At 72.7% G+C, this 21000-nt stretch carries 20 protein-coding genes, 1 tRNA gene and 1 riboswitch; of the genes, 10 read left to right on the top strand and 11 right to left on the bottom strand.

Annotated features, from left to right (window positions below; translation table 11 throughout):
* Nucleotides 1-9 precede the first annotated feature (9 nt).
* A complete protein-coding gene (locus OF117_RS11225; RefSeq protein WP_263552921.1) occupies nucleotides 10-1254 on the bottom strand; it encodes a M23 family metallopeptidase in 1245 nt (414 codons plus the stop codon).
* Nucleotides 1255-1263: 9 nt separating this feature from the next.
* Nucleotides 1264-1405: riboswitch (cyclic di-AMP (ydaO/yuaA leader) on the bottom strand.
* Between the two features lie 171 nt (nucleotides 1406-1576).
* Between OF117_RS11225 and OF117_RS11220 the strand changes: the two genes are divergently transcribed.
* Nucleotides 1577-1650 (top strand) — tRNA-Ile (locus OF117_RS11220).
* A gap of 198 nt (nucleotides 1651-1848) precedes the next feature.
* On the opposite strand, the gene OF117_RS11215 is transcribed toward OF117_RS11220, so the two are convergent.
* Together OF117_RS11215 and OF117_RS11210 are read right to left on the bottom strand one after the other, a co-directional pair.
* The gene (locus tag OF117_RS11215) at nucleotides 1849-2964 is read right to left on the bottom strand and encodes a hypothetical protein (protein ID WP_263552920.1); all 1116 of its coding nucleotides are present in this window, start codon (nucleotides 2962-2964) and stop codon (nucleotides 1849-1851) included.
* A 744-nt stretch (nucleotides 2965-3708) separates the two neighbouring features.
* Entirely contained in the window at nucleotides 3709-4065 is a 357-nt protein-coding gene (locus OF117_RS11210) for a transposase (protein ID WP_263552919.1), read from the bottom strand.
* 266 nt (nucleotides 4066-4331) lie between these two features.
* Here OF117_RS11210 and OF117_RS11205 point away from each other — a divergent pair, with 266 nt between their 5' ends.
* On the top strand, nucleotides 4332-5267 hold the full coding sequence (locus tag OF117_RS11205) for a patatin-like phospholipase family protein (RefSeq protein ID WP_263552918.1): 936 nt from the start codon (nucleotides 4332-4334) through the stop codon (nucleotides 5265-5267).
* Between the two features lie 144 nt (nucleotides 5268-5411).
* On the opposite strand, the gene OF117_RS11200 is transcribed toward OF117_RS11205, so the two are convergent.
* Nucleotides 5412-7625: a serine/threonine-protein kinase gene (locus tag OF117_RS11200; protein WP_263552917.1), complete on the bottom strand. Its 2214-nt coding sequence runs from the start codon at nucleotides 7623-7625 to the stop codon at nucleotides 5412-5414.
* A gap of 289 nt (nucleotides 7626-7914) precedes the next feature.
* On the opposite strand from OF117_RS11200, the gene OF117_RS11195 reads away from it, so the two are divergent.
* Entirely contained in the window at nucleotides 7915-8439 is a 525-nt protein-coding gene (locus OF117_RS11195; protein ID WP_263552916.1) for a putative nucleotidyltransferase substrate binding domain-containing protein, read from the top strand.
* Between the two features lie 130 nt (nucleotides 8440-8569).
* On the opposite strand, the gene OF117_RS11190 is transcribed toward OF117_RS11195, so the two are convergent.
* From OF117_RS11190 to OF117_RS11175, 4 genes are all read right to left on the bottom strand, one after another.
* A complete protein-coding gene (locus OF117_RS11190; RefSeq protein ID WP_263552915.1) occupies nucleotides 8570-9169 on the bottom strand; it encodes a short chain dehydrogenase in 600 nt (199 codons plus the stop codon).
* Nucleotides 9170-9263: 94 nt separating this feature from the next.
* Nucleotides 9264-10394: an alanine dehydrogenase gene (ald, locus tag OF117_RS11185; protein WP_263552914.1), complete on the bottom strand. Its 1131-nt coding sequence runs from the start codon at nucleotides 10392-10394 to the stop codon at nucleotides 9264-9266.
* Nucleotides 10395-10444: 50 nt separating this feature from the next.
* A complete protein-coding gene (locus tag OF117_RS11180; RefSeq protein WP_263552913.1) occupies nucleotides 10445-11839 on the bottom strand; it encodes an aspartate aminotransferase family protein in 1395 nt (464 codons plus the stop codon).
* 312 nt (nucleotides 11840-12151) lie between these two features.
* The gene (locus OF117_RS11175) at nucleotides 12152-12904 is read right to left on the bottom strand and encodes a GntR family transcriptional regulator (RefSeq protein ID WP_263552912.1); all 753 of its coding nucleotides are present in this window, start codon (nucleotides 12902-12904) and stop codon (nucleotides 12152-12154) included.
* A 375-nt stretch (nucleotides 12905-13279) separates the two neighbouring features.
* Here OF117_RS11175 and OF117_RS11170 point away from each other — a divergent pair, with 375 nt between their 5' ends.
* On the top strand, nucleotides 13280-13837 hold the full coding sequence (locus tag OF117_RS11170) for a hypothetical protein (RefSeq protein ID WP_263552911.1): 558 nt from the start codon (nucleotides 13280-13282) through the stop codon (nucleotides 13835-13837).
* A 78-nt stretch (nucleotides 13838-13915) separates the two neighbouring features.
* Here OF117_RS11170 and OF117_RS11165 read toward each other — a convergent pair whose 3' ends face one another.
* Nucleotides 13916-14485 carry a hypothetical protein gene (locus OF117_RS11165; RefSeq protein ID WP_263552910.1) on the bottom strand — a complete coding sequence of 190 codons (570 nt, stop codon included), beginning with the start codon at nucleotides 14483-14485 and terminating at the stop codon, nucleotides 13916-13918.
* 132 nt (nucleotides 14486-14617) lie between these two features.
* On the opposite strand from OF117_RS11165, the gene OF117_RS11160 reads away from it, so the two are divergent.
* Together OF117_RS11160 and OF117_RS11155 are read left to right on the top strand one after the other, a co-directional pair.
* Nucleotides 14618-15010 carry a VOC family protein gene (locus OF117_RS11160; RefSeq protein ID WP_263552909.1) on the top strand — a complete coding sequence of 131 codons (393 nt, stop codon included), beginning with the start codon at nucleotides 14618-14620 and terminating at the stop codon, nucleotides 15008-15010.
* Between the two features lie 195 nt (nucleotides 15011-15205).
* Complete coding sequence (locus OF117_RS11155; RefSeq protein WP_263552908.1) at nucleotides 15206-15415, top strand: hypothetical protein; 210 nt, start codon at nucleotides 15206-15208, stop codon at nucleotides 15413-15415.
* 36 nt (nucleotides 15416-15451) lie between these two features.
* Here OF117_RS11155 and OF117_RS11150 read toward each other — a convergent pair whose 3' ends face one another.
* On the bottom strand, nucleotides 15452-16228 hold the full coding sequence (locus OF117_RS11150) for a hypothetical protein (protein ID WP_263552907.1): 777 nt from the start codon (nucleotides 16226-16228) through the stop codon (nucleotides 15452-15454).
* Nucleotides 16229-16291: 63 nt separating this feature from the next.
* Between OF117_RS11150 and OF117_RS11145 the strand changes: the two genes are divergently transcribed.
* On the top strand, nucleotides 16292-18094 hold the full coding sequence (locus tag OF117_RS11145; protein ID WP_263552906.1) for a carbon starvation protein A: 1803 nt from the start codon (nucleotides 16292-16294) through the stop codon (nucleotides 18092-18094).
* A gap of 71 nt (nucleotides 18095-18165) precedes the next feature.
* Nucleotides 18166-18513: a hypothetical protein gene (locus OF117_RS11140; RefSeq protein ID WP_263552905.1), complete on the top strand. Its 348-nt coding sequence runs from the start codon at nucleotides 18166-18168 to the stop codon at nucleotides 18511-18513.
* Here the strand turns inward: OF117_RS11140 and OF117_RS11135 are convergent.
* A complete protein-coding gene (locus tag OF117_RS11135) occupies nucleotides 18499-19353 on the bottom strand; it encodes a mechanosensitive ion channel family protein (RefSeq protein WP_263552904.1) in 855 nt (284 codons plus the stop codon). The genes OF117_RS11140 and OF117_RS11135 overlap by 15 nt on opposite strands.
* Before the next feature lie 105 nt (nucleotides 19354-19458).
* Here OF117_RS11135 and OF117_RS11130 point away from each other — a divergent pair, with 105 nt between their 5' ends.
* Nucleotides 19459-19599 (top strand): hypothetical protein, encoded by a 141-nt coding sequence (locus tag OF117_RS11130; RefSeq protein ID WP_263552903.1) that lies wholly within the window; start codon nucleotides 19459-19461, stop codon nucleotides 19597-19599.
* A gap of 29 nt (nucleotides 19600-19628) precedes the next feature.
* Nucleotides 19629-20999 (top strand): serine/threonine-protein kinase, encoded by a 1371-nt coding sequence (locus OF117_RS11125; protein WP_263552902.1) that lies wholly within the window; start codon nucleotides 19629-19631, stop codon nucleotides 20997-20999.
* Nucleotide 21000 lies beyond the last annotated feature (1 nt).

The raw sequence follows: 21000 nt of genomic DNA, 5'->3' as shown, positions 1-21000 counted from the left end.
CGGAGGACGTCAGCCGCACCTGCCGCCGAGCGAGATGCCCCGCGCGGCCAGCCACGGGACCGGGTCGGTCCGGTCGGCGTAGAGCCCGCCCTCGTGCACCTCGAAGTGGAGGTGCGGGCCGGTCGACTGCCCGCGGTTGCCGACCTCGGCGATGACCTGCCCGGCCGCGACGACCTGGCCGGCGGACACGAAGAACCGGTCGACGTGGCCGTACAGGGTGATCGAGCCGTCGGCGTGCTGCACGTACACGGCCAGGCCGAAGCCGCTCGCCGGCCCGGCCTCCAGCACCACGCCGGCGTCGGCGGCCTGGATCGGCGTGCCGATGGGCGCCGCGATGTCGACGCCCTGGTGCACGGTCCCCCACCGCGGGCCGTAGCAGGAGGTCACCCGGCCGCGGGTGAGCGCGACGCCGCCCGGACCGGCGGGCGGCACGCCGGCGAACGCCTGCCGTGCCGCCGCGGCGGAGGCCCGCCGCTGCTGCTGGGCGGCGGCCGGGTCGGGCGCGCCCTCGAGCGCGAGCAGCTCGATCTCGGCCCGGCGCAGCCGCTCGTCGAGAACCGCCCTCTCGGCGGTGACCGCGTCGAAGGTGGCCTGGGCGTCGTCCAGCCTCGCCCGCACCTCCGCCTCGGCGCCGGCGGCGGCCCGGGCGGCCCCGTCGCGCTCGGTGACGGCCCCGCGGGCGGCGCGGTCGGCCTGCACCTCGCGGCGCTCGACCACCTCGAGCGCCTCCAGGGTGCGGGAGCGTTCCTCGCCGAGCAGCTCCAGGGTGGCCGCGCGCTGCAGCAGCCCGCGGGGTCCGTCGGCGTCGAGAAGGACGGCGGCGCCGCCGTAGGCGTCCTCCCCCATGTAGGCCTCGCGGCCGAGCGCGGCGACGTCGTCCTGCGTCGCGTCGGCCGCGGCACGAGCGTCGGCCAGTGCGGCCGCCCGCTCCTCGGCGACGGACCGTGCCTGCTCCAGTTCGGCCTGCGCCCGGAGCAGGACGTCGCTGGCGGCCTCCGCCTCGATGGTCAGCCGCTCGAGGGTCGTCTCCGCCTCGGCGACCCGTCGCTCCAGCGCGGACACCTCGGCAGCCAGCGCGTCGCGCGCATCGCGGGCGGCGGCCCCGCCGGGGGCCGCGGAGGCCGGGAGCGGCGGCGGCGCGCTCAGCCCGACCGCCAGCGCGACGGTGAGGAGGACGACCCGGCGGAGCCGGGGACGGGGGCGCGGGGATCGCGCCGGTGGTGCGGTGGTGCCGGGGTGGTGCGGGGTCGCCAAGCGACGCGTCTCCGTTCTCGCGACCGCCTACCGGGTCAGCTGACGGGTTCGGGCCGCGATGCGCCCTACCGGCCCGGACGGGCCGGATTCACCCCGGGGAACGGTGGGTCCCCGGCCCATGCCCGACCTCGCGGCCGGGCACGGCTCGGCGGGGCCCTGCCGAGGCCCTCGGGGTCGAGGAGCGGGGCTCGGCGGAGCCGGGCGGAAAGCTACCTCGCACACGATCGGATGCCACAGGGGGGTAACGGATCGCCTCGTGCGCCTCTCTGGTAACGCGGGGATGCCAGCCACGGGGCGTCCGGCGTCTGGCAGGCTGTCATGCGGGGCGGTAGCTCAGCCGGTCAGAGCATGGGACTCATAATCCCTGGGTCGTGGGTTCGAGCCCCACCCGCCCCACTCGCACCTTCGCCGGTCAAGGCGCCGCTGGCGCCGGGCTGGAATCGCTGACCTTGTCTGGCGCCCACACGATGCTCCGTGGGATGGGTGGCCAGCTGCGCTCGGCAACGGCGCCGAGGTCGTCGTCGACGAGGCGGGCGTAGAAGTCGAGGGTGATCGCCGCTCGTGCGTCAAGAGGGCGACAGAGCTACCGAGTTATCACTGCGGCGGTGTTTGCCCCGTCGAGGACTCTGCCAGGCGAGCTTCCAGTTGTTGGATCAGGGCATACTCGACACCACGGCTAGCGGGTTGCCCGAAGGCTTCGGGAGCAAGGTATGTACCTCGATCCTCGGGCGACTTCTGCTCTTCCGCAGCCAGGGGATTGCGTTGCATGAATGCATCGTTCCTGACACCTGTCACCTGCCACGACACTTTTACGCCCGGCCGGTCGGTGCGAATCTCGAACTGGTTATCCCTGACCTCCCTCGAGACAACCGCGACGGCTGGCTCACCGATTACCGTCAACTGGTAGCGAGCATCACGATTCAACACCTCGAAGTAGTCAGGCAGTCCAACCGACGCTTTCCCATCACCATCCGTCTCGACATTGCCACTGTAGACGTTCAGCACCTCAGGCGACTCGACGCTAGCGTGGCGCAGGTACATGTTCTCGGGGTCGAGTGGATGGTCGATCTGGAACATGTTCGTTCCGGTCTTGGTCAGGTTGCCGAAGATCCGGACATTTCCGTCGAAGTTGCCGGCGAAGCCAGTGCTGCTGCGGCCCCATACGCCATACGCCAGGAAGCCGCTGTCGGCCTGTCCGATGACACCATTACCATTCAGTTGTTGGGCAAATCCCATCACACCGAAGTCAGATGCATCCGCGCCGTCCTGGGCGCGACTGACACCGTGCACCCCCCACCGTCCAGCTCCTGCGACACCGGTATGAGCCTGTCCGCTCACACCCACCCCGTCGACAGCGATCCGGTTTCCCATCCCCCTGACGCCGATCCCGGCGCTGCCCCCGGGGGCCGACAGCCCGGTGGCAATTCCCTCGACCCCGACCCCGGACAAGCTTGAACCGGTACCTCTCACTCCGATGCCGAAGCTGCGGGAAGCGCCACCGTTGGCAAATGCCTGAACGCCGAGGCTGCCACCGAACGCGACGACGCCATTCGAACCACCCGATGCCTGGATGCCGGCACCGCCCGTCAGACCACCTACCGAAGAGTTGGAGGCCTCAAATGCTGCTCCGACCGAAGTTGATCCGATGAGTCGCGTAACGGTCCCGCCGGGAGCGGTGTTGTTCACGCCGAGGAGGAGGGGGGTTGTCACGGGAGACCTCCAGAAGGGTCACTGCAGCTCGCGCTGTCCGTCGCATCGCCCTCCTTCTGCTTGGAAGGGTGGTCGAGCCCGAAACATGCCGACCACCAGTCGCAGATGCCACGAGCGCAGGCCCAGACTAGGGCGGACATGTCACCGCGGCATCACCATGCCGTCACGGCGGAGCTTGCGGGAGGCTGCAATCTGGCCCTTAGATCTCGAGAAAAAGTAGCCCTTGGCGCGGATCTTTCACGAGCTAGATCATCGGGTTCGTCGTCGGGGTTCTTGTCCAGCGTGGGCGTGAGGTGCGTCCAGCGCGTCCAGGACGAGCCGGGTGAACAGGGCGATCGCAGCCAGGTGCAGCAGCCGGCGGCGGGCGGTGCACGTGCCGGGCCGGGCCGGGGTCGAGAAGAGTTGCAGGCGCGGCCGCTTCGGCTTCCATCGGCGGGCCTGATGCCCGCGCGGCCCGAGGGTCTGTGTCCAGGCGAGCGAGTCGCAGGCGAGGGCGAGGATCGCACCAGATCTGGTTCTCCGCGATGTCGTGCAGCGGCAGGTCGGCGAGCCCGGTGTCCTTGAGGCAGCCGATGCGGTCCTCGGCACGGGCGCCGCGGCGCGGGGCCGGCCGTCAGCGTCGTAGGCCGGCTCCGACGCGGTGGTCGGGATCGCGGCCAGCGTCTGCTGGATCGAGACCGGGCCGCCGGACAGGGGAGGCCGATCGAGTTGGACAGCCAGCGGCGGGTCAGCCAGGCCAACCGCTCATGCCTGCCACCGGCGCCATCGATGCGGATCAGCACCTTCGTGCCCGGCCGTGCCGCCGGGCAACTGCGCGAGTGCGGCGCGGATGACCGCCCTACGGTCGACCACGGGGTTGGGGCCGGCGTTGCCCGCGCGCAGCAGGAGCACCAGCGGCTCTGCGGTGCCCTCGTCCCCGCGGTCGACGAACGCCCCCAGCGGGGATTGTCCGAGCCTGCGCTCGCACGTCGGCGCCGCGGCCTCCTCCGAGTGGGCAACGATCAGGGTGACGTAGACGTCGATCACCAGCGGCGCGGAGGCGTCGACCTCGTGGACGGGAGACTGGCCGCGAGCCCACTCCCTGGCCCTTCTGCGGGCCACGGCGCGGGCGGCGGCGATCGCCCGACGCGGCCGGGGCGTCCGCGGCGAGGGTGTGAGAGCCGCACGGCCGTCCGCCGTCGAGGCGCCCCGGGACCTCCCGAGCCGTGACGACCGAGCCGCCCACGTGCTCACCGAGCCGCAATTTCTCGGTAGCAATCGCCGACGGGGGTATCGCTGGAGATTGAACCCCCGCCCCCAGCACTGACGCGGCAGGAACCGCCCGGCTGCGAGAAGGTGGACACCTCCATCCGCGGGAGGTGTCACGGATGAGGACGGTCGCGATCGCCTGTCAGGGCGGCGGTAGCCACACGGCCTTCACCGGCGGTGCGCTCCAGCGTCTGCTGGCCGACGGGGACCACAGGGTCGTCGCGCTGTCCGGCACCTCGGGCGGCGCGGCCTGCGCCCTGCTGGCCTGGTACGGCCTGCTGACCGGCGGGCCGGCCGAGGCCGGCAGGCTGCTGGAGCGCTTCTGGCAAGCCACCGCGGCCACCACGCTGAGCGGGAAGGCGCTGAACGCCTGGCTGGTCGGCCTGGCCCGGCTGGAGGGGCGGGTCTCGCTTCCCACGGTGAGCCCCTACGCCTACCCGGACGTCGCCGGCGCCGCCTTCACCGATCTGCTCACCCGCCACGTGGACGTCGACCGGCTGGCGCGGCTGCAGGAGTCGCCGCCGGAGGACCAGCCCCTCCTGCTGGTGGGCGCCGCCGACGTCCTCACCGGCGACTTCAAGGCCTTCTCCAGCCGGCGCCGGGAGATCACCGTGAACGCGGTGCTGGCCTCGGCCGCCGTGCCGCTGCTCTTCCGCGCCGTCGAGGAAGAGGGCCGGTACTACTGGGACGGGCTGTTCAGCCAGAACCCGCCGGTGCGCGAGCTGCCCGACGCCGGCCCGGAAGAGATCTGGGTGATCCGGATCAACCCGCGCCGCCGGGCCACGGAGCCGACGACCGTGGGCGACATCGCGGACCGGCGCAACGAGCTGGCCGGCAACCTCTCGCTGGAGCAGGAGCTGCACTTCATCCGCAAGGTCAACGAGTGGGCGGACCGGCTCGGCGCCCCGTACCGGCGCATCGGGATCCGTGAGATCACGCTCGACCGCGACCTCGACCTGGCCAGCAAGCTGGACCGCCGGCCGGCGTTCCTCCGCCGGCTGTTCGACATGGGGCGGGAACAGGCGGAGCGTTTCCTCGCCGGCCTGCCCGGCTGAGCCGAGCCGGGCCCGTGGTCACGGCGAGACGAGGATCTCGACCCCGACGTACCGACCGGCGCTGGCCGTCGGCGTGGAGACCCGGTCTGCATCGCTGTCGCGCGGCCCCGCCGGCGCACGAGTGGCCAGCCGAGTCTTCCGACGTCACGGACGGATCACGTAGTCGACGTCGTAGCAGCGGACGAACAACGATCCGTCCTTGGCCACCAGGTACTCGGGTGCCGAAGCCAGTTCCAGCGCACCGGTCGGAGCGCCCGTCCCCCGATCGAGGACGTAGAGCCAGTCCGGCTCGCTCGTGAAGCCGTAGCCGGTGACGATCCGGTCCTGCAGGATCTCGAAGTTCTCCGAGTTGGCCACGAGGGGCGGGCTCCGCCAGAGCCGCTGCCCGCTCGTGAGGTCGATCGCGGTGATGTAGGCGTTCATCCCCGCTGACGACGCGGAGTACGTCCGGTGGGCGTGCGACACGTAGAGCACGCCGTCGACCTCGCGGGCCCAGCGGATCCCCTGGGCGACGTACGGTTGCTCGCCCTCGGCGAACTCGGGAGCCATGACGAAGCGCTGGAAGTCGTATGCGTACCGCACCTCCTCGTTCGTCGGGTCCAGGGCCACCAGCACGGACGGCGCCGCGCGCTCCCCGTAGAGGAGGAACGTCGCCTCCGGAAGATCCAGCACCCGCGCCAGCGGACGACCTCGGTACGTCGTGGGCACGCCGGCCGGCGCGGGGTCGGCCGGTGCGCCGACAGGCTCCAGATCCCCGGGGAGGGACAACTGGTTCGCTCGTAGCCAAGCATCCACGTCGGTGATCTGGTTCGGCTCCTGCGAGACGACGGCGAGGCCAGCCGCGTCGCTCAGGGACGGTGGCTCCCGGTCGAACGGCGGAGCCTCGAGGACGACGGGCTCGACCGTGTCGAGGTCGGCGAGGCCGGGAGCAGCGGGCGGAGCAGGCGTCGTCGGAGCACGCGTCGTCGGAGCAGGGGTCGGCGCAGCCGGCGTCGTCGGAGCCGAGGTCGGGCTGCCGGCGCGAGGGTCGGGATCCGGTGAGCGGAAGCCGCCGAGGAGGACCGTCGCCAGGACGACCACTGCCGCAATGGCCATCACCACCGCGCCCGGTACGAGCAGAGGGTGACGTCCGCGGGTCGGGCGCCGCCCACGGTCCGGCTCGTGCGGCGTGGTCGGTCCGGTCGGTCCGCCCTGCTCGGTCGGGGGGCGCTCCGGCTCGTCCCCGCCGGTCTCCGGAGCCGATGTCATCACCGCGTCCACGAGGTCGTCCAGCTCCGGCGGGCGGCGGGCTGCGGCGAGGTCGAAGGCCACGCGCCGGGTGACCGCGGAGCACGCGACCTCGATGGTCGTCGGCGCGCCCCACGTCTGTCCGTTGCCCGCGGGCAGCATCTCGGGCAGGGCGAAGAAGCGCATGCGGCGGATGAGGTCGACGAGGTGCTCCGCCTCGTGCGGCGGCAGTGCCTCGGTGCGGATCGGGCCGACGACGGCTCCCGTGCCACCGAGACCGGGGATGAGCGTGATGCTGTACGGCGGGTCCGGCACCGCGGGGAAGTCGGCGAGCGCCGTCCTGGCCGCCGCCGCCAGGTCCCGGCACGAGGCGAAGCGCTCGTCCGGGTCCTTGGCCATCGCCCGCGCCACGACGTCGTCCAGGGCGGGCGGGAGCCACGGGACGAGTGCCGACGGCCGCGGCGGGGGCTGGGTCAGGTGCCCGTGGAAGGCGGCCGCCACGGTGGACCCCGGATAGGGAACGCTGCCGGTGACCAACCGGTAGAGCAGGCAGCCCAGTGAGTAGATGTCGGAGCGGGCATCGAGCGGCCGGCATTCGATCTGCTCCGGTGACGCGTAGTCGAGCGTGGCGACCACCGCTCCGGTCCGGGTCAACCCCGTGCCGCCGTCCAGTGCCTTGGCGATGCCGAAGTCGGTGAGGAACACCGACTCGGGTTCGTCCTCGTCCGGGCCGGGAGCGAGGAGTACGTTCGCCGGCTTCACGTCCCGGTGCAGCAGGTGCCTCGTGTGCGCGTGGTCGAGGGCTGCGGCGACCGCACTCACGACGCGCACGGCCCGCTCCGCCGGGAAGAGGCCACCGGACATGGTCAGCGCCCTCTCGGCGTCGACGCCGTCGACGTACTGCATCGTCAGCCAGAGCCGACCGTCGTCCTCGCCGCGGTCGAGCACCGGGACGATGTTGCGGTGCGACAACCTGGCCGCCAGGTCGGCCTCGCGGAGGAACCGTTCGGCGAAGTCCGGGTCGGCCACGAGTTCGGGACGCAGGAGCTTCAGGGCGTCCGACCGCGGCAGCCGCGGATGGCGCACCAGGTAGACGGCGCCCATCCCTCCGCTGCCCAACTGCCGGATCACCGTGTATCCGGCGATCGTGTCTCCCGGGGCGAGCGACACAGGGGGCCTCCTGAAGCCTGGGACGCAGATGCTAGGAGGATCCGTGCAGCTGGTCATCGGTGCGGGTTGCGGCCCTTGCGGGTCACGGACACGTCCCCTGGCCGCAGCGCCGCGTGTGCGTCGTCCGGGCATGGGCTCGACCTGCCGTCCGAACCTCCCTGTGCGCGCCGGACTGCAGAGGGTGTGGTTCTGAGGCTGGCGCGAGGGCGGCCACCGAAAGGACGACGCGGTCATCAAGACCTGCTTGCTCGTGGACGGTCGACCGATCCACGGCGACCTCACCCTGCCCGAGGTCGCCCGCGTCTTCGGCAACCTCCGCCTCCACCTCTCGACCATGAAGATGCTCCTCGCGATCTCGGTCGACCGGTCCGGCGCGCTCCGCGGGCGGCGGTGGCGTCGCACGAAGATCGACCTCAAGCGGGAGGCGTTGCTGCCGATCGCGAACATCGCCCGGTGGGCCGCGCTCAGCGTGGGCTCCTCCGCGCTGCAGACGCAGGAGCGACTCCGGGCCGCGGCCGGGTCACGGATGATGACCGCGGAGGACGCCGACACGCTTCTCGACGTCTTCGAGATCGTCCAGCACGTGCGACTGCGCCACCAGCTCGAGCAGCTCGTGGCGGGCCAGACCCCTTCCGACGCGATGAGGCTGCGCGACACGTCGACGATCGAGGCGAGCGTCCTCGACGAGGCGATCGGCGAGATCCTCGCCGTCCAGCGCAGGATGGCCAACAAGGCGAGGTACGTCCCGGAGCTCCGGGGCGCACCGCTGGCCTGAACCGCCCGCTGCGGAGCAGGCGCATCCCGACCGACGCGGTGCGCGGTCAGGGTGCGCGGTCCAAGCGCGCGGTCAGGGGCCTGGCAACCTGCGCCACGGCAGCCCGGACCGACGCAGCCGGATCGAGGCGTCACGGCACGTGGAAGACCCGGCCGGTCTCGGCGCCCTCGATGGAGCGGACGTATGCCGCGGCGGCCACGTCGACGCCGACCGGTGTGATGCCCGGGAAGGAGTCGCCGTACTGCTCCATGCTCTCCGCGAACACGGTGGGGCTGACCGCGTTGATGCGCTGAGGTGCGATCTCGATCGCCGCGGCGCGCACGAAGCCCTCCACGGCCCCGTTCACCATCGCGGCCGCGCTCCCGGTGACGATGGGTTCCCGGTTTAGCACGCCGGTGATCAGAGTGAACGACCCCCGCGCGGCGACGTGGTGCGTGCCCTGGCGGACGAGCTCGATCTGGGCGGCGACCTTGCCGCGATAGGCGCTCAGGTAGTCCCCGGGCGTCATGTCGACGACCCGCTTGTACGGGACGGCGCCCGCGGCGCTCGCCACCGCATCGAGGTCGGCGACCTGCGCGAAGACCCGGGCGACCTGATCGGGGTCGGCGACGTCGGCTCGGATGTCACCGGCCGTGCGCCCGACCGTCACGACCTGGTGACCGCGACCGACGAGCGCCTTGCCCACTGCGGTACCGAGCCGACCTGTCGCCCCGACCAGCAGGACCTTCATCGTGTCCCCCTCCGTCCGTCGTCCACCGTCGCACCGCCGTCCCGCGCGACGAGGGGCGGCCGGCACGCGGCGTGCCGACCGACCGCAGGGGACCTCACCGCGGCGCGAGCAGTTCCGCGGGGTCGGTGAAGGGCAGCGAATGCGCCTCGGCGACCGGCTGGTTGGTGAGCCTCCCACCGAGGGTGCTCAGGCCGAGGCGGAGGGCAGGGTCGGCCTTCGCCGCACCGACGACGCCGTGCCGTGCGACCCGGACGAGGTACGGCAGCGTGGCCGAGGTCAGGGCCAGCGTCGAGGTGCGGGCCACCGCTCCGGGGATGTTGGCCACGCAGTAGTGGATGACGCCCTCCTCGACGTAGGTCGGGTCGGAGTGGGTCGTCGGCCGGCTGGTCTCGAAGCAACCGCCCTGGTCGATGGCGATGTCGACGACCACGCTGCCCGGGCGCATCGCAGCGATCATGTCCCTGGTGACGAGCTTGGGCGCCTTCGCGCCGGGCACGAGGACCGCGCCGATCACGACGTCGGCCTCCGCCACATAGGCCGCGGTCCGGGCCCGGTTGGGAGCGACGAGGTCCAGCCGCCCGCCGAAGATGTCCGACAGGTAGGCGAGCCGGCTCGGGTTGGTGTCGAGGACCCGGACGATGGCCCGCATCCCCAGGGCGATCTTCGCCGCCTCGGTGCCGGCCACCCCGCCGCCGATGATGAGCACCTTCGCGGCGGGGGTGCCGGGGACGCCGCCGAGCAGGATCCCCGCTCCCCCGGCGGGGTTCTCCAGGTGGTGCGCGGCGGCCTGCACGGCCATCCGGCCGGCGACCTCGCTCATGGGGGTCAGCAGCGGCAGCTTGCCGTCGGTGGTCTGCACGGTCTCGTACGCGATCGAGTCGATCCGCCGCTCGAGCAGGAACTCGGTCAGCCGCCGGTCGGCGGCGAGGTGCAGATAGGTGAACAGCTGCTGGCCCTCGCGGAAGCGGTGGTACTCCGCGGGCACCGGCTCCTTGACCTTGACGATCAGGTCGGCTGCGTCGAACACCTCGTCCGCGCCGGGCACGACCTTGGCCCCGGCGGCGGCGTACTCGTCGTCGGCGAACCGGGACCCGGCACCGGCACCGGCCTGCACGACGACCTGGTGACCGTCGTGCACCAGCTCCACGACGCCGTCGGGCGTGAGTGCCACCCGGTTCTCGTTGTCCTTGATCTCGCTCGGTACTCCGACGACGAGGGTGCTCATGACGTGTCTCCTCCGGTCAGGTCGGTGCGGTGGGGGCGAGGGGTCCCGCTTCAGACCAGCTCCTGCGCCTCGGTCAGCGTGTGCCGCAGGACCTGCTCCATCTCGTCGAACTCCGCCTGGCCGCAGATCAGCGGCGGAGCGACCTGGACGACGACGTCCCCGCGGTCGTCGGGGCGGCAGTACAGGCCGTTGTCGAACAGCGCGCCGGGGAGGAAGCCGCGGATGAGCCGCTCTCGCTCGGCGGCGTCGAAGGTCTCCCGGGTGGCCTTGTCCTTGACGAGCTCGACGGCCCAGAAGTAGCCGTTGCCGCGGACGTCGCCGACGATCGGCAGGTCCAGCAGCTTGCCCAGGGTGGCACCCAACGCCGCCTCGTTGTCCAGCACGCGCTGGTTGAGCCCCTCGTTCTCCATGATGTCGAGGTTGGCCAGGGACAGTGCCGCCGCCACGGGATGGCCGCCGAACGTGTAGCCGTGCGGGAACGCCACGCCGGGGCGCAGGAACGGCTCGACGACGCGCTCCGAGGCGATCATCGCGCCGATGGCGCCGTAGCCCGAACTCATCCCCTTCGCGCAGGTGATCAGGTCGGGGGTGTAGCCGAACTTCTCGCAGGCGAACGTCGCGCCGTGCCGGCCGAAGGCGCAGATGACCTCGTCGGACACCAGCAGCACATCGTGCTTGTCGCAGATCTCGCGGACCCGCTCGAAGTAGCCCGGCGGTGGTGTGAGGCAGCCCCCGGAGTTCTGCACCGGCTCCAGGAACACCGCGGCGACGGTGTCCGGGCCCTCGAACAGGATCGCCTCCTCTATCCGGTCGGCCGCCCAGCGGCCGAAGGCCTTGGGGTCGTCGGCGAACTCGGGGTGGCGGTAGAGGTTGGTGTTGGGTACCCGGAAGCCGCCCGGCGTCAGTGGCTCGAAATCCTTCTTCATCGCGGGCAGTCCGGTGATGGCCAAGGCGCCGTGCGGAGTGCCGTGGTAGGCCACCGCACGACTGATCACCTTGTGCTTCTGCGGCTTGCCGATGAGCTTGAAGTACTGCTTCGCCGCCTTCCACGCCGACTCCACGGCCTCTCCCCCGCCGGTGGTGAAGAAGACGCGGTTCAGGTCGCCGGGCGCGAGGCCGGCGATGCGCTCGGCCAGCTCGGCCTGCACCGGTGTGGTGTAGCCCCACACCGGGAAGTACGCCAGCTCGGCGGTCTGCCTCGCCGCCACCTCGGCCAGCTCCCGGCGCCCGTGCCCGACCTGGACGACGAAGAGCCCGGACAGGCCGTCGAGGATCCTCCGCCCCCGGTTGTCCCAGATGTAGGCACCTTCCCCCCGGGTCACGACCGGGACGGGCGTCTCCGGGTGACGGCCCTGGCGGGCGAAGTGCATCCAGAGGTGGTCCGCGGCGCGGGCCGCTGTCACGTCCGGTACGCCGGCCGGGGGGTGCTCGATCGAGGTGGTCATCCCAGGCTCCCTTGCGGCTTCGGTCCAGCGGGGCGTCGGATGTCGCGGGCAGCTCGTGCGGACTGCCGCTCCCGCCCGTGGCCGGATTCGTCACATCGGAAAGCGACTGCCCGGTCCGCTCGGATCGGCGCCGCTCGGTGATGCAGGTTGCGCGTGCCCGAACGGCCCGTGGCGTCGGCCCCGGTCATCGTCGACACGACACGAGTCTGCGGACACCTGCCCCCGCAGTCACCAGACGGTCTGTATCGCTCTTCGCCGCCGGCCCGACATCCCGTAGCGGCGTCGCGGGTCGGCAGGTCCATGGGCGTGCGGCTAGGGAAGCCGGCGCAGCACCTCGTCGACGCTGTGCCTGATGTGCACCTCCACCTCGGCGGCGATGGTCGCCTCGTGGCCTTCCTCGATGACGCGCACCAGCCGGCGGTGCATCGTGGCGTCCCGCTCCGGGTCGTGCCGCACCGCCTGGTCCACGGTGAGCGCTATGTGGATCTGCGATCCGACCAGCGGCCAGATCTTGCGCAAGGTCGGGCTGTCCGCGAGGTCCCAGATCGCCCTGTGCAGCGCGATGTGGGTGATGTGCGCCTGCAGGTCGTCCCCGGACCCGATCGCATCCAGGTGCACCCGCAACGCCTCACGGACGCCGTCCATGGCGGGCCCCTGCGGGTCGCGTGCCAGGCGGAGTGCCGCCATCGTCTCCAACGGCATTCGCACCTCGGCGACGTCAGGCAGCTCGTCGGGTGTCGGCTGGGCGACGCGGATGCCCTTGTAGGGCACCTGGACGAGCGCTCCCTCGTGGATCAACTGCTGGAGCGACTCACGGAGGGTGGGGCGGCTGACGCCGAGCGCCTCGGCGAGGTGGACCTCCTTGATGCGCTGTCCCGGTCGCAGCTCACCGGTGAGGAGCGCGCGCCGGATCCGCGTCGAGACCTCCTCCCGCAGCGTGGAGGGACGACGGCCCCGCCACTCAGGGTCACGGCCGCCGCCTCCGGCACGCGCATCGCCCCACTCCGCAGATTGCCTGACGATCCGTGCCCATTGTCCACGGTCACCAGCCCGAACGACGGGCACCGTGCGGGAGGACCGTCCGACGCGCTCCGGCCGTGGGCGACTGGCCGGTCGGGCGGCCCGCCGGGTCGCACGCACGACGATTCCGTCGGTGGTTCCGCGCCACGCCCGATCCGCCCGTCCGGCGGTCCGGCATGCCTGTAGCGAGGGCGTCGAGGCACCGCCCCGAACCCCCCGTTGCGTCGCGCACACGGCACTTGTGGCGCCCTCGGCCCCCGAGGAGCATCCCGCGGCGTGGCGGAACAGCCCCGGTGACGTGCTCAGACGAGCACGTACCGGCACGGGGGACGCGGCGGCGGTGACGTCGTCGAGGCAGCACCGGGCCGGTCCACGTCACGGCGTCGACCGAGCACGTCCACCTGACCGAGGGAGTTCCCCATGCGCCGCATCGCCGTCCTGTCCGTCCTCGTCCTCGCCGGTGGCCTGACCGGCTCGAGCGCCGCGGTCGCCGCCGAGGCGGACCCCGGGGTCGACCACCAGTGGATCGGCGTGGAGGACACCTTCGCCCTCGTGCTGCCCGACGGCCAGACCTTCACCGGCGACGAGGAGGCCCCGCCACCGGAGGAGGGCATCCAGCCCGGCACCCAGGTGTTCATCGGTGAAGCCCTGTACGCGACCGACGACGGCGAGACCCTCGGCGACGAGATCGGCCGGACGCACATCGAGTGCCTGGGCCAGGCCGTGCCCGACAACCTGGTCTGCGACATCGCCTTCGTCCTCGACAGCGGGTCGCAGCTGCACGGCACCGTGCACGTCGACTTCTCCACCCCGCCGGAGAACGAGACCGACCCCTTCCAGCTCGACATCGCCGTCACCGGCGGGACCGGCGACTTCTCCGGCGCCACCGGCGAGGTGGCCCTGCTCGACATCACGCCGACCGACGACCCGAACGCCGAGGTGACCACCTTGTACGAGGCCGCTCTGGTGCTGCCCTGACGTCCGCCGCCGGGTGCCGCGCGGACGCCGCGGCACCCGGCGCGCCACGGTTCCGGGCGGCCCGGGCGTTCCTGCGGGTCAGTCCTCCGGGCGCTGCTTCTCGATCGCCTCGAGCACCGTCTTGCGGCCCGAGCCCAGCTCCTCCTCCGCCTTCTCCGCGCGGTCGAGCTGCGAGTCGCCGTCCATCCTCGCGACCTTCCTCCGCGCCTCGGCCGCGTCGACGTCGAGCAGCTCGGCGGCCTTGCGGGCCTCCTTCGCGGCGTCGGTGTTGGGCACGTGCTGCCGGTTCCCGCGCTTCTTCCTGCGGTCGGTTGCCTTCCGCTCGTCCTCGCCGAGCAGCTGCCACGCGGCGTCGGGCAGGTAGCGCGCGGTGCCGTCGTCACCGCGGGCGTCGGCACCGCCCTCGGCGGTCTTCCAGTCCTGCTCGCCCCACTCCTCCAGGTGCTCCTGCGACTCCGTGCGCTCCCCCTCGTGCTCGTAGCCGCCGCCCTGCTTCTCGTACTCGGTGGTCAGCAGTTGGCTCTTGCGGGCGCTCCACTGCCCGGGCTCGCCGCCGCGGTCCCCCGCTTTGATCTCCTCCTTGAGCCGCTCCCGCAATTCCGGCTCCGTGTAGTCCTTCTCGTAGTCCTTCGCCGACTTGCCGCTCATGCCGCTGCGCCGTACCCGCGCCGCCGTGCCCGGGAACCGGCACGCGTCCGTGCTCCTTGTCCGCGTCCTCGGGCCGGGTCTAGCTTGCCCGCCATCATCGGAGCGGGGGACTGAGCGGTTCCGGAGGCGACGATGCTGAAGACCAGCCGGGTCGAGGCCAACATCCCCGCGGCCGACCTCGACCGGGCCCGCACCTTCTACGCCGACAAGCTGGGCCTGACCCCCGCCCGTGAGCTTGCCGGGGAGACCCTCGCCTACCGCACCGAGTCCGGGACGCGGTTCAACGTCTACAGAACGACCTATGCCGGTCAGGCCGGGCACACCATCGCCCAGTGGCACGTCGACGACATCGCGTCGGAGGTCGAGGAGCTCAAGGCCAAGGGCGTCGGCTTCGAGCACTACGACATGCCCGGCGTCGAGTGGGAAGGCGACGTCGCGGTCATCAAGGGCATGGGCAAGGCGGCCTGGTTCAAGGACAGCGAGGGCAACGTCATGTGCCTCGACCAGAACGAGGCGCCCGCCTGACGACGGACCCGTAAGCATCGCGGCGAGCGCCGGCGAGCGCGGAATCGCTCCCCGGCGCGAGGTGCCGGAGCGAGGACGCTGTCGACCACCGGGGGGATTCCGGTAGCCGCGGTCCCGGAACCCGCGACCGGCAGGGGCACGGTGTCCTACGCTGGCGGAAGGGGGAGCCGCTGGTCCGCGGAAGGAGCCGCTTCGGTGCGCCGGGTCCCCTGCCCCTCGTACGTCACGGTCACGCCCGGCCGCGTCGTGCGCTGCACCGGTTCGGCCGGCCACGGTCCCGCGGACGACATGCACCAGGGCCTGCTGCTCGTGATCCTGCCCGATGGCCGGGAGCACGCCGCCTCGCTGGTGTGGAGCACCGAGACGACCCCCGGCGACGAGGACCACCTGCGCCGCGCCCAGTGACCCCGCGCGGAGGGCGCCGACCCGGGCCGGTCACGGTCAGCCGTGACCGGCCGCCCGCAGCGCCGACACGCACGCCTTCTCGAGGGCGCGCTCGCGCCGCATCCGGGCCAGCAGCCCGGGAGTCGGCTCGAGCGCCCGGGTCGCCGCCGGTTCGACCCCGGTCAGCGCACCTTCGGCGTAGGAGCCGGTCGTGGTGTGCACGGTCCACCGCTCGGCGTCGGGCACCGAGACCTCCTGCCCGACGAGCACGGCCGGCCCGCGCGCAGCAGGCCCGCCGGTCACCGCCAGCGGCCGGGCGTCCCAGTCGGGCACCCGGACTGTCCGCACCTCGAGACCGTCGTCGTCGACCGCGAGGACCGCGTCGGCGGGGCCGTCGCGGCGGCCGCCGTCGCGAACCGTGACCGGGTCGAGCAGCAGGATCAGCCGCGGCAGGTACCACCAGTGCTCGCGGCGCAGCACCGGCGAGTCGACCAGCGCCCGCGCCGGCGGGTGCTTGCGCACCTCCTGCCGCAGCAGGTCGTCGCGGAACAGGCTGCCGTCGCCGTCCTCCACCAGTTGCATCCGGCCGGCGAGGACCAGCGGCCGCCAGCCGGGCCCGCTCAGCCGCGGATCGGACAGCACCAGCGCAGCGCCCGGACTGGCCGCCGCCGCCCGGGCGTCGTCGACGAACGCCCACGGCAGCGCCACGGCCGGGCGCGCGTCCATGAGCAGCGGCACGACGCCGATCGCCCGCGGTGGCGCCCCGGGCACCCGCCAGATCAGTTCGGCGATACCTGACGAGTGGATAGCCGGACCGTGACTTGAGTTGTCCATCAGCCAGTTGTCTACTCCACAGGGGGCGGCCAACGGCGGCCGCCACGGACGTGGGGAGAGACCGTGCCGGCATTCGTCGTGGCCGCGGTCGTCGGGGTGCTGTTCTTCCTCGGCTACCGCTACTACTCCAGGTACCTCGCGAGGAAGGTGTACGCACTCGACCCGGCGTTCGTGACGCCGGCGCACGAGTTCAACGACGGCAACGACTACGTGCCGACCAACAAGCACGTGCTCTTCGGCCACCACTTCACCTCGGTCGCCGGCGCCGCCCCCATCGTCGGCCCGGCGATCGCCGTCTTCTGGGGCTGGGGTCCGGCGCTGGCCTGGATCGTGCTCGGCACCATCTTCGCCGCCGGCGTGCACGACTTCGGCTCGCTGGTCGTGTCGGCCCGGCACAAGGCGAAGAGCATCGGCACGCTGGCCGGCGAGGTGATCAACGGCCGCGCCCGCCGGCTCTTCCTCGTGATCATCTTCTTCCTGCTGACGCTGGTGAACGCGGTGTTCGCCGTCGTCATCGGCAACCTGTTCGTGGCCAACCCGGGCGCGGTCATCCCCATCGTCCTGGAGATCCCGCTGGCCATCGGGATCGGGCAGTACATCTACAAGACCCGCTCGTCGGCGCTGCTGCCCTCGATCGTCGGCGTCCTCGTGCTGTACGCCCTGATCCTCGTCGGCAACGCCTTCCCGATCTCCCTCGACGGGCTGGCCGAGGCCCTCGGCGTCGAGCAGACCCGCAACGTCTGGGTGGTGCTGCTGTTCGCCTACACCTGGATCGCCTCGCGCATCCCGGTGTGGGTGCTGCTGCAGCCGCGCGACTACATCAACAGCCACCAGCTGTTCATCGCCCTCGGCGTCATCGCGCTGGGGATCATCGTCGGCCTGAACGTCATCCAGGCGCCGGTGGTCAACGACGTGCCGGAGGGCTCGCCGAACTTCTTCCCGTTCCTGTTCATCACCATCGCCTGCGGCGCGATCTCCGGCTTCCACTCGCTGGTGTCGTCGGGGACGTCGTCCAAGCAGCTGGACAAGGAGACCGACGCCCGCTACGTCGGCTACATGGGCGCCGTCGGCGAGGGCTCCCTCGCCACCGGCTCGGTGCTCGCCGCGACCGCGGGCGTCGCGGCCTCGCAGGCCGACTGGGACGCGCTCTACCCCGACTTCGCCACGGCGTCGGGCGGCGCGGCGGGAAACTTCGTCAACGGTGTCGCGCAGTTCGCCAACAACCTGGCCATCCCGCTCGACCTGGCGACGATCTTCGCCGCGGTCGTGGTCATCAGCTTCGCCGCGACCACCATGGACACCGGCGTCCGGCTGCAGCGCTACGTCGTCCAGGAGATCGGGGAGCTGGCCGGCATCAAGCCGTTGGCCCGCAACCTGACGCTGGCCACCACGGTGGCGGTGGTCATCCCACTGGTCATGGCACTGCTGCCGGGCGGCGGCGAGGCCGGTTACACGTTCGGCGTGCTGTGGCAGCTGTTCGGCACGACCAACCAGCTGACCGCCGGGCTGGCGCTCGCGGTGGTGGCCGTCTGGGTGGTCCGCGGCGGGCGCAACCCGGTCGCCGTGCTCGTGCCGCTGGTGTTCCTGCTGGTGATGACGTCATGGGCGCTGGTCGTCAACCTGCGCAACTTCGTCCAGGCCGGCCAGTGGGTGCTCGCGCCGCTCGACGCGATCATCTTCGTGCTGGCCGTCTGGCTCGTCGTCGAGGCCGCGCTGGCCCTGCGTGGCGCCTACCGGCAGCCGCGGGTTCCGTCGGGCGGTGGCCCGACCGGCACGGGCGCCCCGTCGGCGGTGTCCAAGGCCAACCCGTCGTCGCCGGTCGAGAGCCGGGGCGACGAGCGTCGCCCGGACGACGGCCGGCGGTGAGGCACCGCGTCGTCCTCGTCCGCGGACCCCGGTCCGCGGGCGGGGGCGGCGGCGGGTGCTGCAGCGCCGACGTGCGCCCGTTCGACGAGGGCGGCGGCCACGCGCACGACGCGCCGGCCTGCGCCGCCGGGCCGGCGGCGGACGACGACGTGGCGGCTGTCTACCGCGCGTTGCGGAGGGCGCTGCCGCCGGACGTCGACGTCGAGCTCGTCGCGCCGTCCAATTGGATCTTCCTGCTCCCCGAACTGGTCGCCGGCGGCCGCCGCGCGGGCCTGCGCGGCGGCCCGCTGCGGCGGTCGGTCCGCGCCGGCCTCGCCGTCTCGTCGCTGCTGGTCGACGGCCGGGTGATCACTTCGGGCGGCCTGCCCTCCCCCGCGGCCGCGGTCCACGCCGTCCGGACCGAGCTAGCCCTCGCCTGACGTGGCCGCCGGGTCCTCGCGGCCCCACCACAGCACCCGCTGCGGGAAGGCGATGGTGATGCCCTCGCGGTCGAGAGCGGTCTTGATCGCGATGGCCACCTCGCTGCGCACCCGCCACCGGCTGGCGATGTCCGCCGCGTGCCAGTAGCGGACGGCGGCGTCGACGGTGGACTCGCCGAACGTCTCGATCCACACCTCCGGCGGGGGGTCGGCGACGACCCCGTCCGCCGACCGGCACGCCTCGAGCAGCACGTCGCGCACGCGGGCGAGATCGGTCTCGTAGCCCAGCCCGACCGTGATGGACGTCCGGCTCAGCGGCGTGCGGGTGTAGTTGACGATCGCGGCCTTGAGCACCTCGGCGTTGGGCAGGTGCACGACCAGGCCGTCGTAGGTGCGCAGCACCGTCGTGCGGAGGTTGACGTCCGCGACCGTCCCCTCGTGGTCGTTGCTGCTGATCTGCTCGCCGACCCGGAACGGACGACGGATCTGCAGCAGGATGCCGGCGATGAAGTTGGACAGCAGGTCCTGGGCGGCGAAGGCCAGCGCGATGCCGCCGACGCCCAGCGCGCCCACCAGCGGGCCGATCCGCACGCCCATCAGGTCGAGGGCGTAGACCAGGCCGACCGCGACCACGAGGATCGACAGGAAGCGGCCGATCAGCAGGCCCGCGTGCCGGTCGGCGTCGCGGTCCAGGGCCTTGACCAGCAGGCGCCGCAGGAGGATCGCGAGCAGGATCGCGGCGACGAAGACCGCCGTCGCCTGGACGCCCTCGGCGAGGGTGATCGCGTCCTCGACGAAGGTGCCGTCGTCCTCGGTGGAGGCGGCGGTCGGGAAATGCATCGCCGTCCATGCTCACAGGACCGGCCGCGGACGGCACGACGGGGGTCCTCCGGGCGACGAGGTCCCCGCGCGCGGGCGTCGCCCCGGCTGCGGCAGGCTCGCGCCATGACCACACCTTCCGCACCACCGCCGTCCGACGCCGGGCCGCCGCAGCCCCGGGACATCGCCCTCGAGCAGGTCACCCCCGAGCAGGCCGCCGCGCTCGAGGAGCTGAGCGAGCCGGACGAGCGCCCGGAGGAGGGCTGAGGAGGGCACCGCGCGGGTAGGTTCCGCCCATGGGCCTCGACGCCGGGCCGCGGGGCCGGGTCATCGCCGACCGTTACGAGTTGGCCGACGTGCTCGGCCGCGGCGGCATGGGCACCGTCTGGCTGGCCACCGACCGGGTGCTGCAGCGGAGGGTCGCGCTCAAGGAGGTGACCTTCTCGGTGCACCTCACCGACGAGGAGCGCGCCGTGCTGCGCGAGCGCACCCTGCGCGAGGCGCGCGCCGCCGCCCGGCTGGACCACCCCTGCGTCACCACCGTCTTCGACGTGGTCGAGGAGGAGGGCAAGCCGTGGCTGGTCATGGAGCACGTGCCCGCCCGCAGCCTCCAGCGCATCGTCGAGGACGACGGCCCGCTGTCCCCCGAGGCCGTCGCCCGCATCGGCCTCGACGTGCTCGCGGCGCTGGAGGCCGCGCACGCCGAGGGCATCGTGCACCGCGACGTGAAGCCGGCCAACGTGCTCGTCGTGCACGACGGCCATGCGCGGCTGACGGACTTCGGCATCGCCACCAGCACCGGGGACGCCTCGCTGACCACCTCGGGGGCGTTCATCGGCTCGCCGCCCTACATGGCGCCGGAGCGGGCGACCGGTGGCACACCCGAGCCCCCGGTCGACCTGTGGTCGCTGGGGGCCACGCTGTACACCGCCGTCGAGGGCCGGCTGGCGTTCGACCGCGGCGACGCGATGGCCACGCTCATGGCGGTCGCCAACGAGGACCCGGCCCCCGTGCACCGGGCCGGCCCGCTGGAGCCGCTGCTGCGCGGGCTGCTCACCAAGGAGCCGGCGCGCCGCGCCACCGTCGCGCAGGCCCGCCGCGACCTCGAGGCGGTGCTGGCCGGTGCGCGGCCGGACGCCGCGGCCGGCACCCCGGCCGCCCCGCCCCCGGCCGCCGGGGACCAGGCCGCCCGGCCCTCGGCCGCCGGGTCCTCGGCCGCCGGGTCCCCGGGTCCGCCGCCGAAGGCGCCGGGAGGCCCCCCTCCGCCCCGGTCGGACGGTGCGCCGTCGCCCGACGGGGCGGCCGGCCCCCCGGCACGGGAGCAGCCGCCGGCCTATCCGCCGCCCCGGCCCGGTCCCGTTCCCGCCGGATCGGTGCACCGCTTCGACGCCGACGACCTGCACCGGCTGGCCCACGCGTCGCGCGCCGTCCTGGGCTCCGTGGCACGCGGCTCGGCGCGGTACGTGGCCGAGCGGCGGCGCGAGCACCGGCGGCCGGAGCACCGGCGGCCGGAGCACCGGCGGCCCGAGCCGCCTCCGCCGCCCCCGGCGCGGCGGCGGTTCAAGCGGCGGTGGGTGGTGGTCCCCACCCTGGCCGCGCTCGTGGTGACGCTGCTGGTGCTCGCTGCCGGCGTCGCGCTGCTCGGCTGGCTGCTGGGCTGGATCTGAC

Source organism: Geodermatophilus sp. YIM 151500, assembly GCF_025716945.1.
In the GTDB taxonomy this organism is placed as follows: Bacteria; Actinomycetota; Actinomycetes; order Mycobacteriales; family Geodermatophilaceae; genus YIM-151500.
Note: the sequence above shows the minus strand (reverse complement) of the source record. Positions and strands in the feature narration are given on the sequence as shown.

What these genes read in the sequence shown, in the direction of transcription:
- OF117_RS11135 (WP_263552904.1), bottom strand. Translation starts at nt 19,353, where the DNA reads ATGCATTTCCCGACCGCCGCCTCCACCGAGGACGACGGCACCTTCGTC.
- ald (WP_263552914.1), bottom strand. Translation starts at nt 10,394, where the DNA reads ATGAGCACCCTCGTCGTCGGAGTACCGAGCGAGATCAAGGACAACGAG.
- OF117_RS11190 (WP_263552915.1), bottom strand. Translation starts at nt 9,169, where the DNA reads ATGAAGGTCCTGCTGGTCGGGGCGACAGGTCGGCTCGGTACCGCAGTG.
- OF117_RS11165 (WP_263552910.1), bottom strand. Translation starts at nt 14,485, where the DNA reads ATGAGCGGCAAGTCGGCGAAGGACTACGAGAAGGACTACACGGAGCCG.
- OF117_RS11125 (WP_263552902.1), top strand. Translation starts at nt 19,629, where the DNA reads ATGGGCCTCGACGCCGGGCCGCGGGGCCGGGTCATCGCCGACCGTTAC.
- OF117_RS11150 (WP_263552907.1), bottom strand. Translation starts at nt 16,228, where the DNA reads ATGGACAACTCAAGTCACGGTCCGGCTATCCACTCGTCAGGTATCGCC.
- OF117_RS11130 (WP_263552903.1), top strand. Translation starts at nt 19,459, where the DNA reads ATGACCACACCTTCCGCACCACCGCCGTCCGACGCCGGGCCGCCGCAG.
- OF117_RS11180 (WP_263552913.1), bottom strand. Translation starts at nt 11,839, where the DNA reads ATGACCACCTCGATCGAGCACCCCCCGGCCGGCGTACCGGACGTGACA.
- OF117_RS11170 (WP_263552911.1), top strand. Translation starts at nt 13,280, where the DNA reads ATGCGCCGCATCGCCGTCCTGTCCGTCCTCGTCCTCGCCGGTGGCCTG.
- OF117_RS11205 (WP_263552918.1), top strand. Translation starts at nt 4,332, where the DNA reads ATGAGGACGGTCGCGATCGCCTGTCAGGGCGGCGGTAGCCACACGGCC.
- OF117_RS11160 (WP_263552909.1), top strand. Translation starts at nt 14,618, where the DNA reads ATGCTGAAGACCAGCCGGGTCGAGGCCAACATCCCCGCGGCCGACCTC.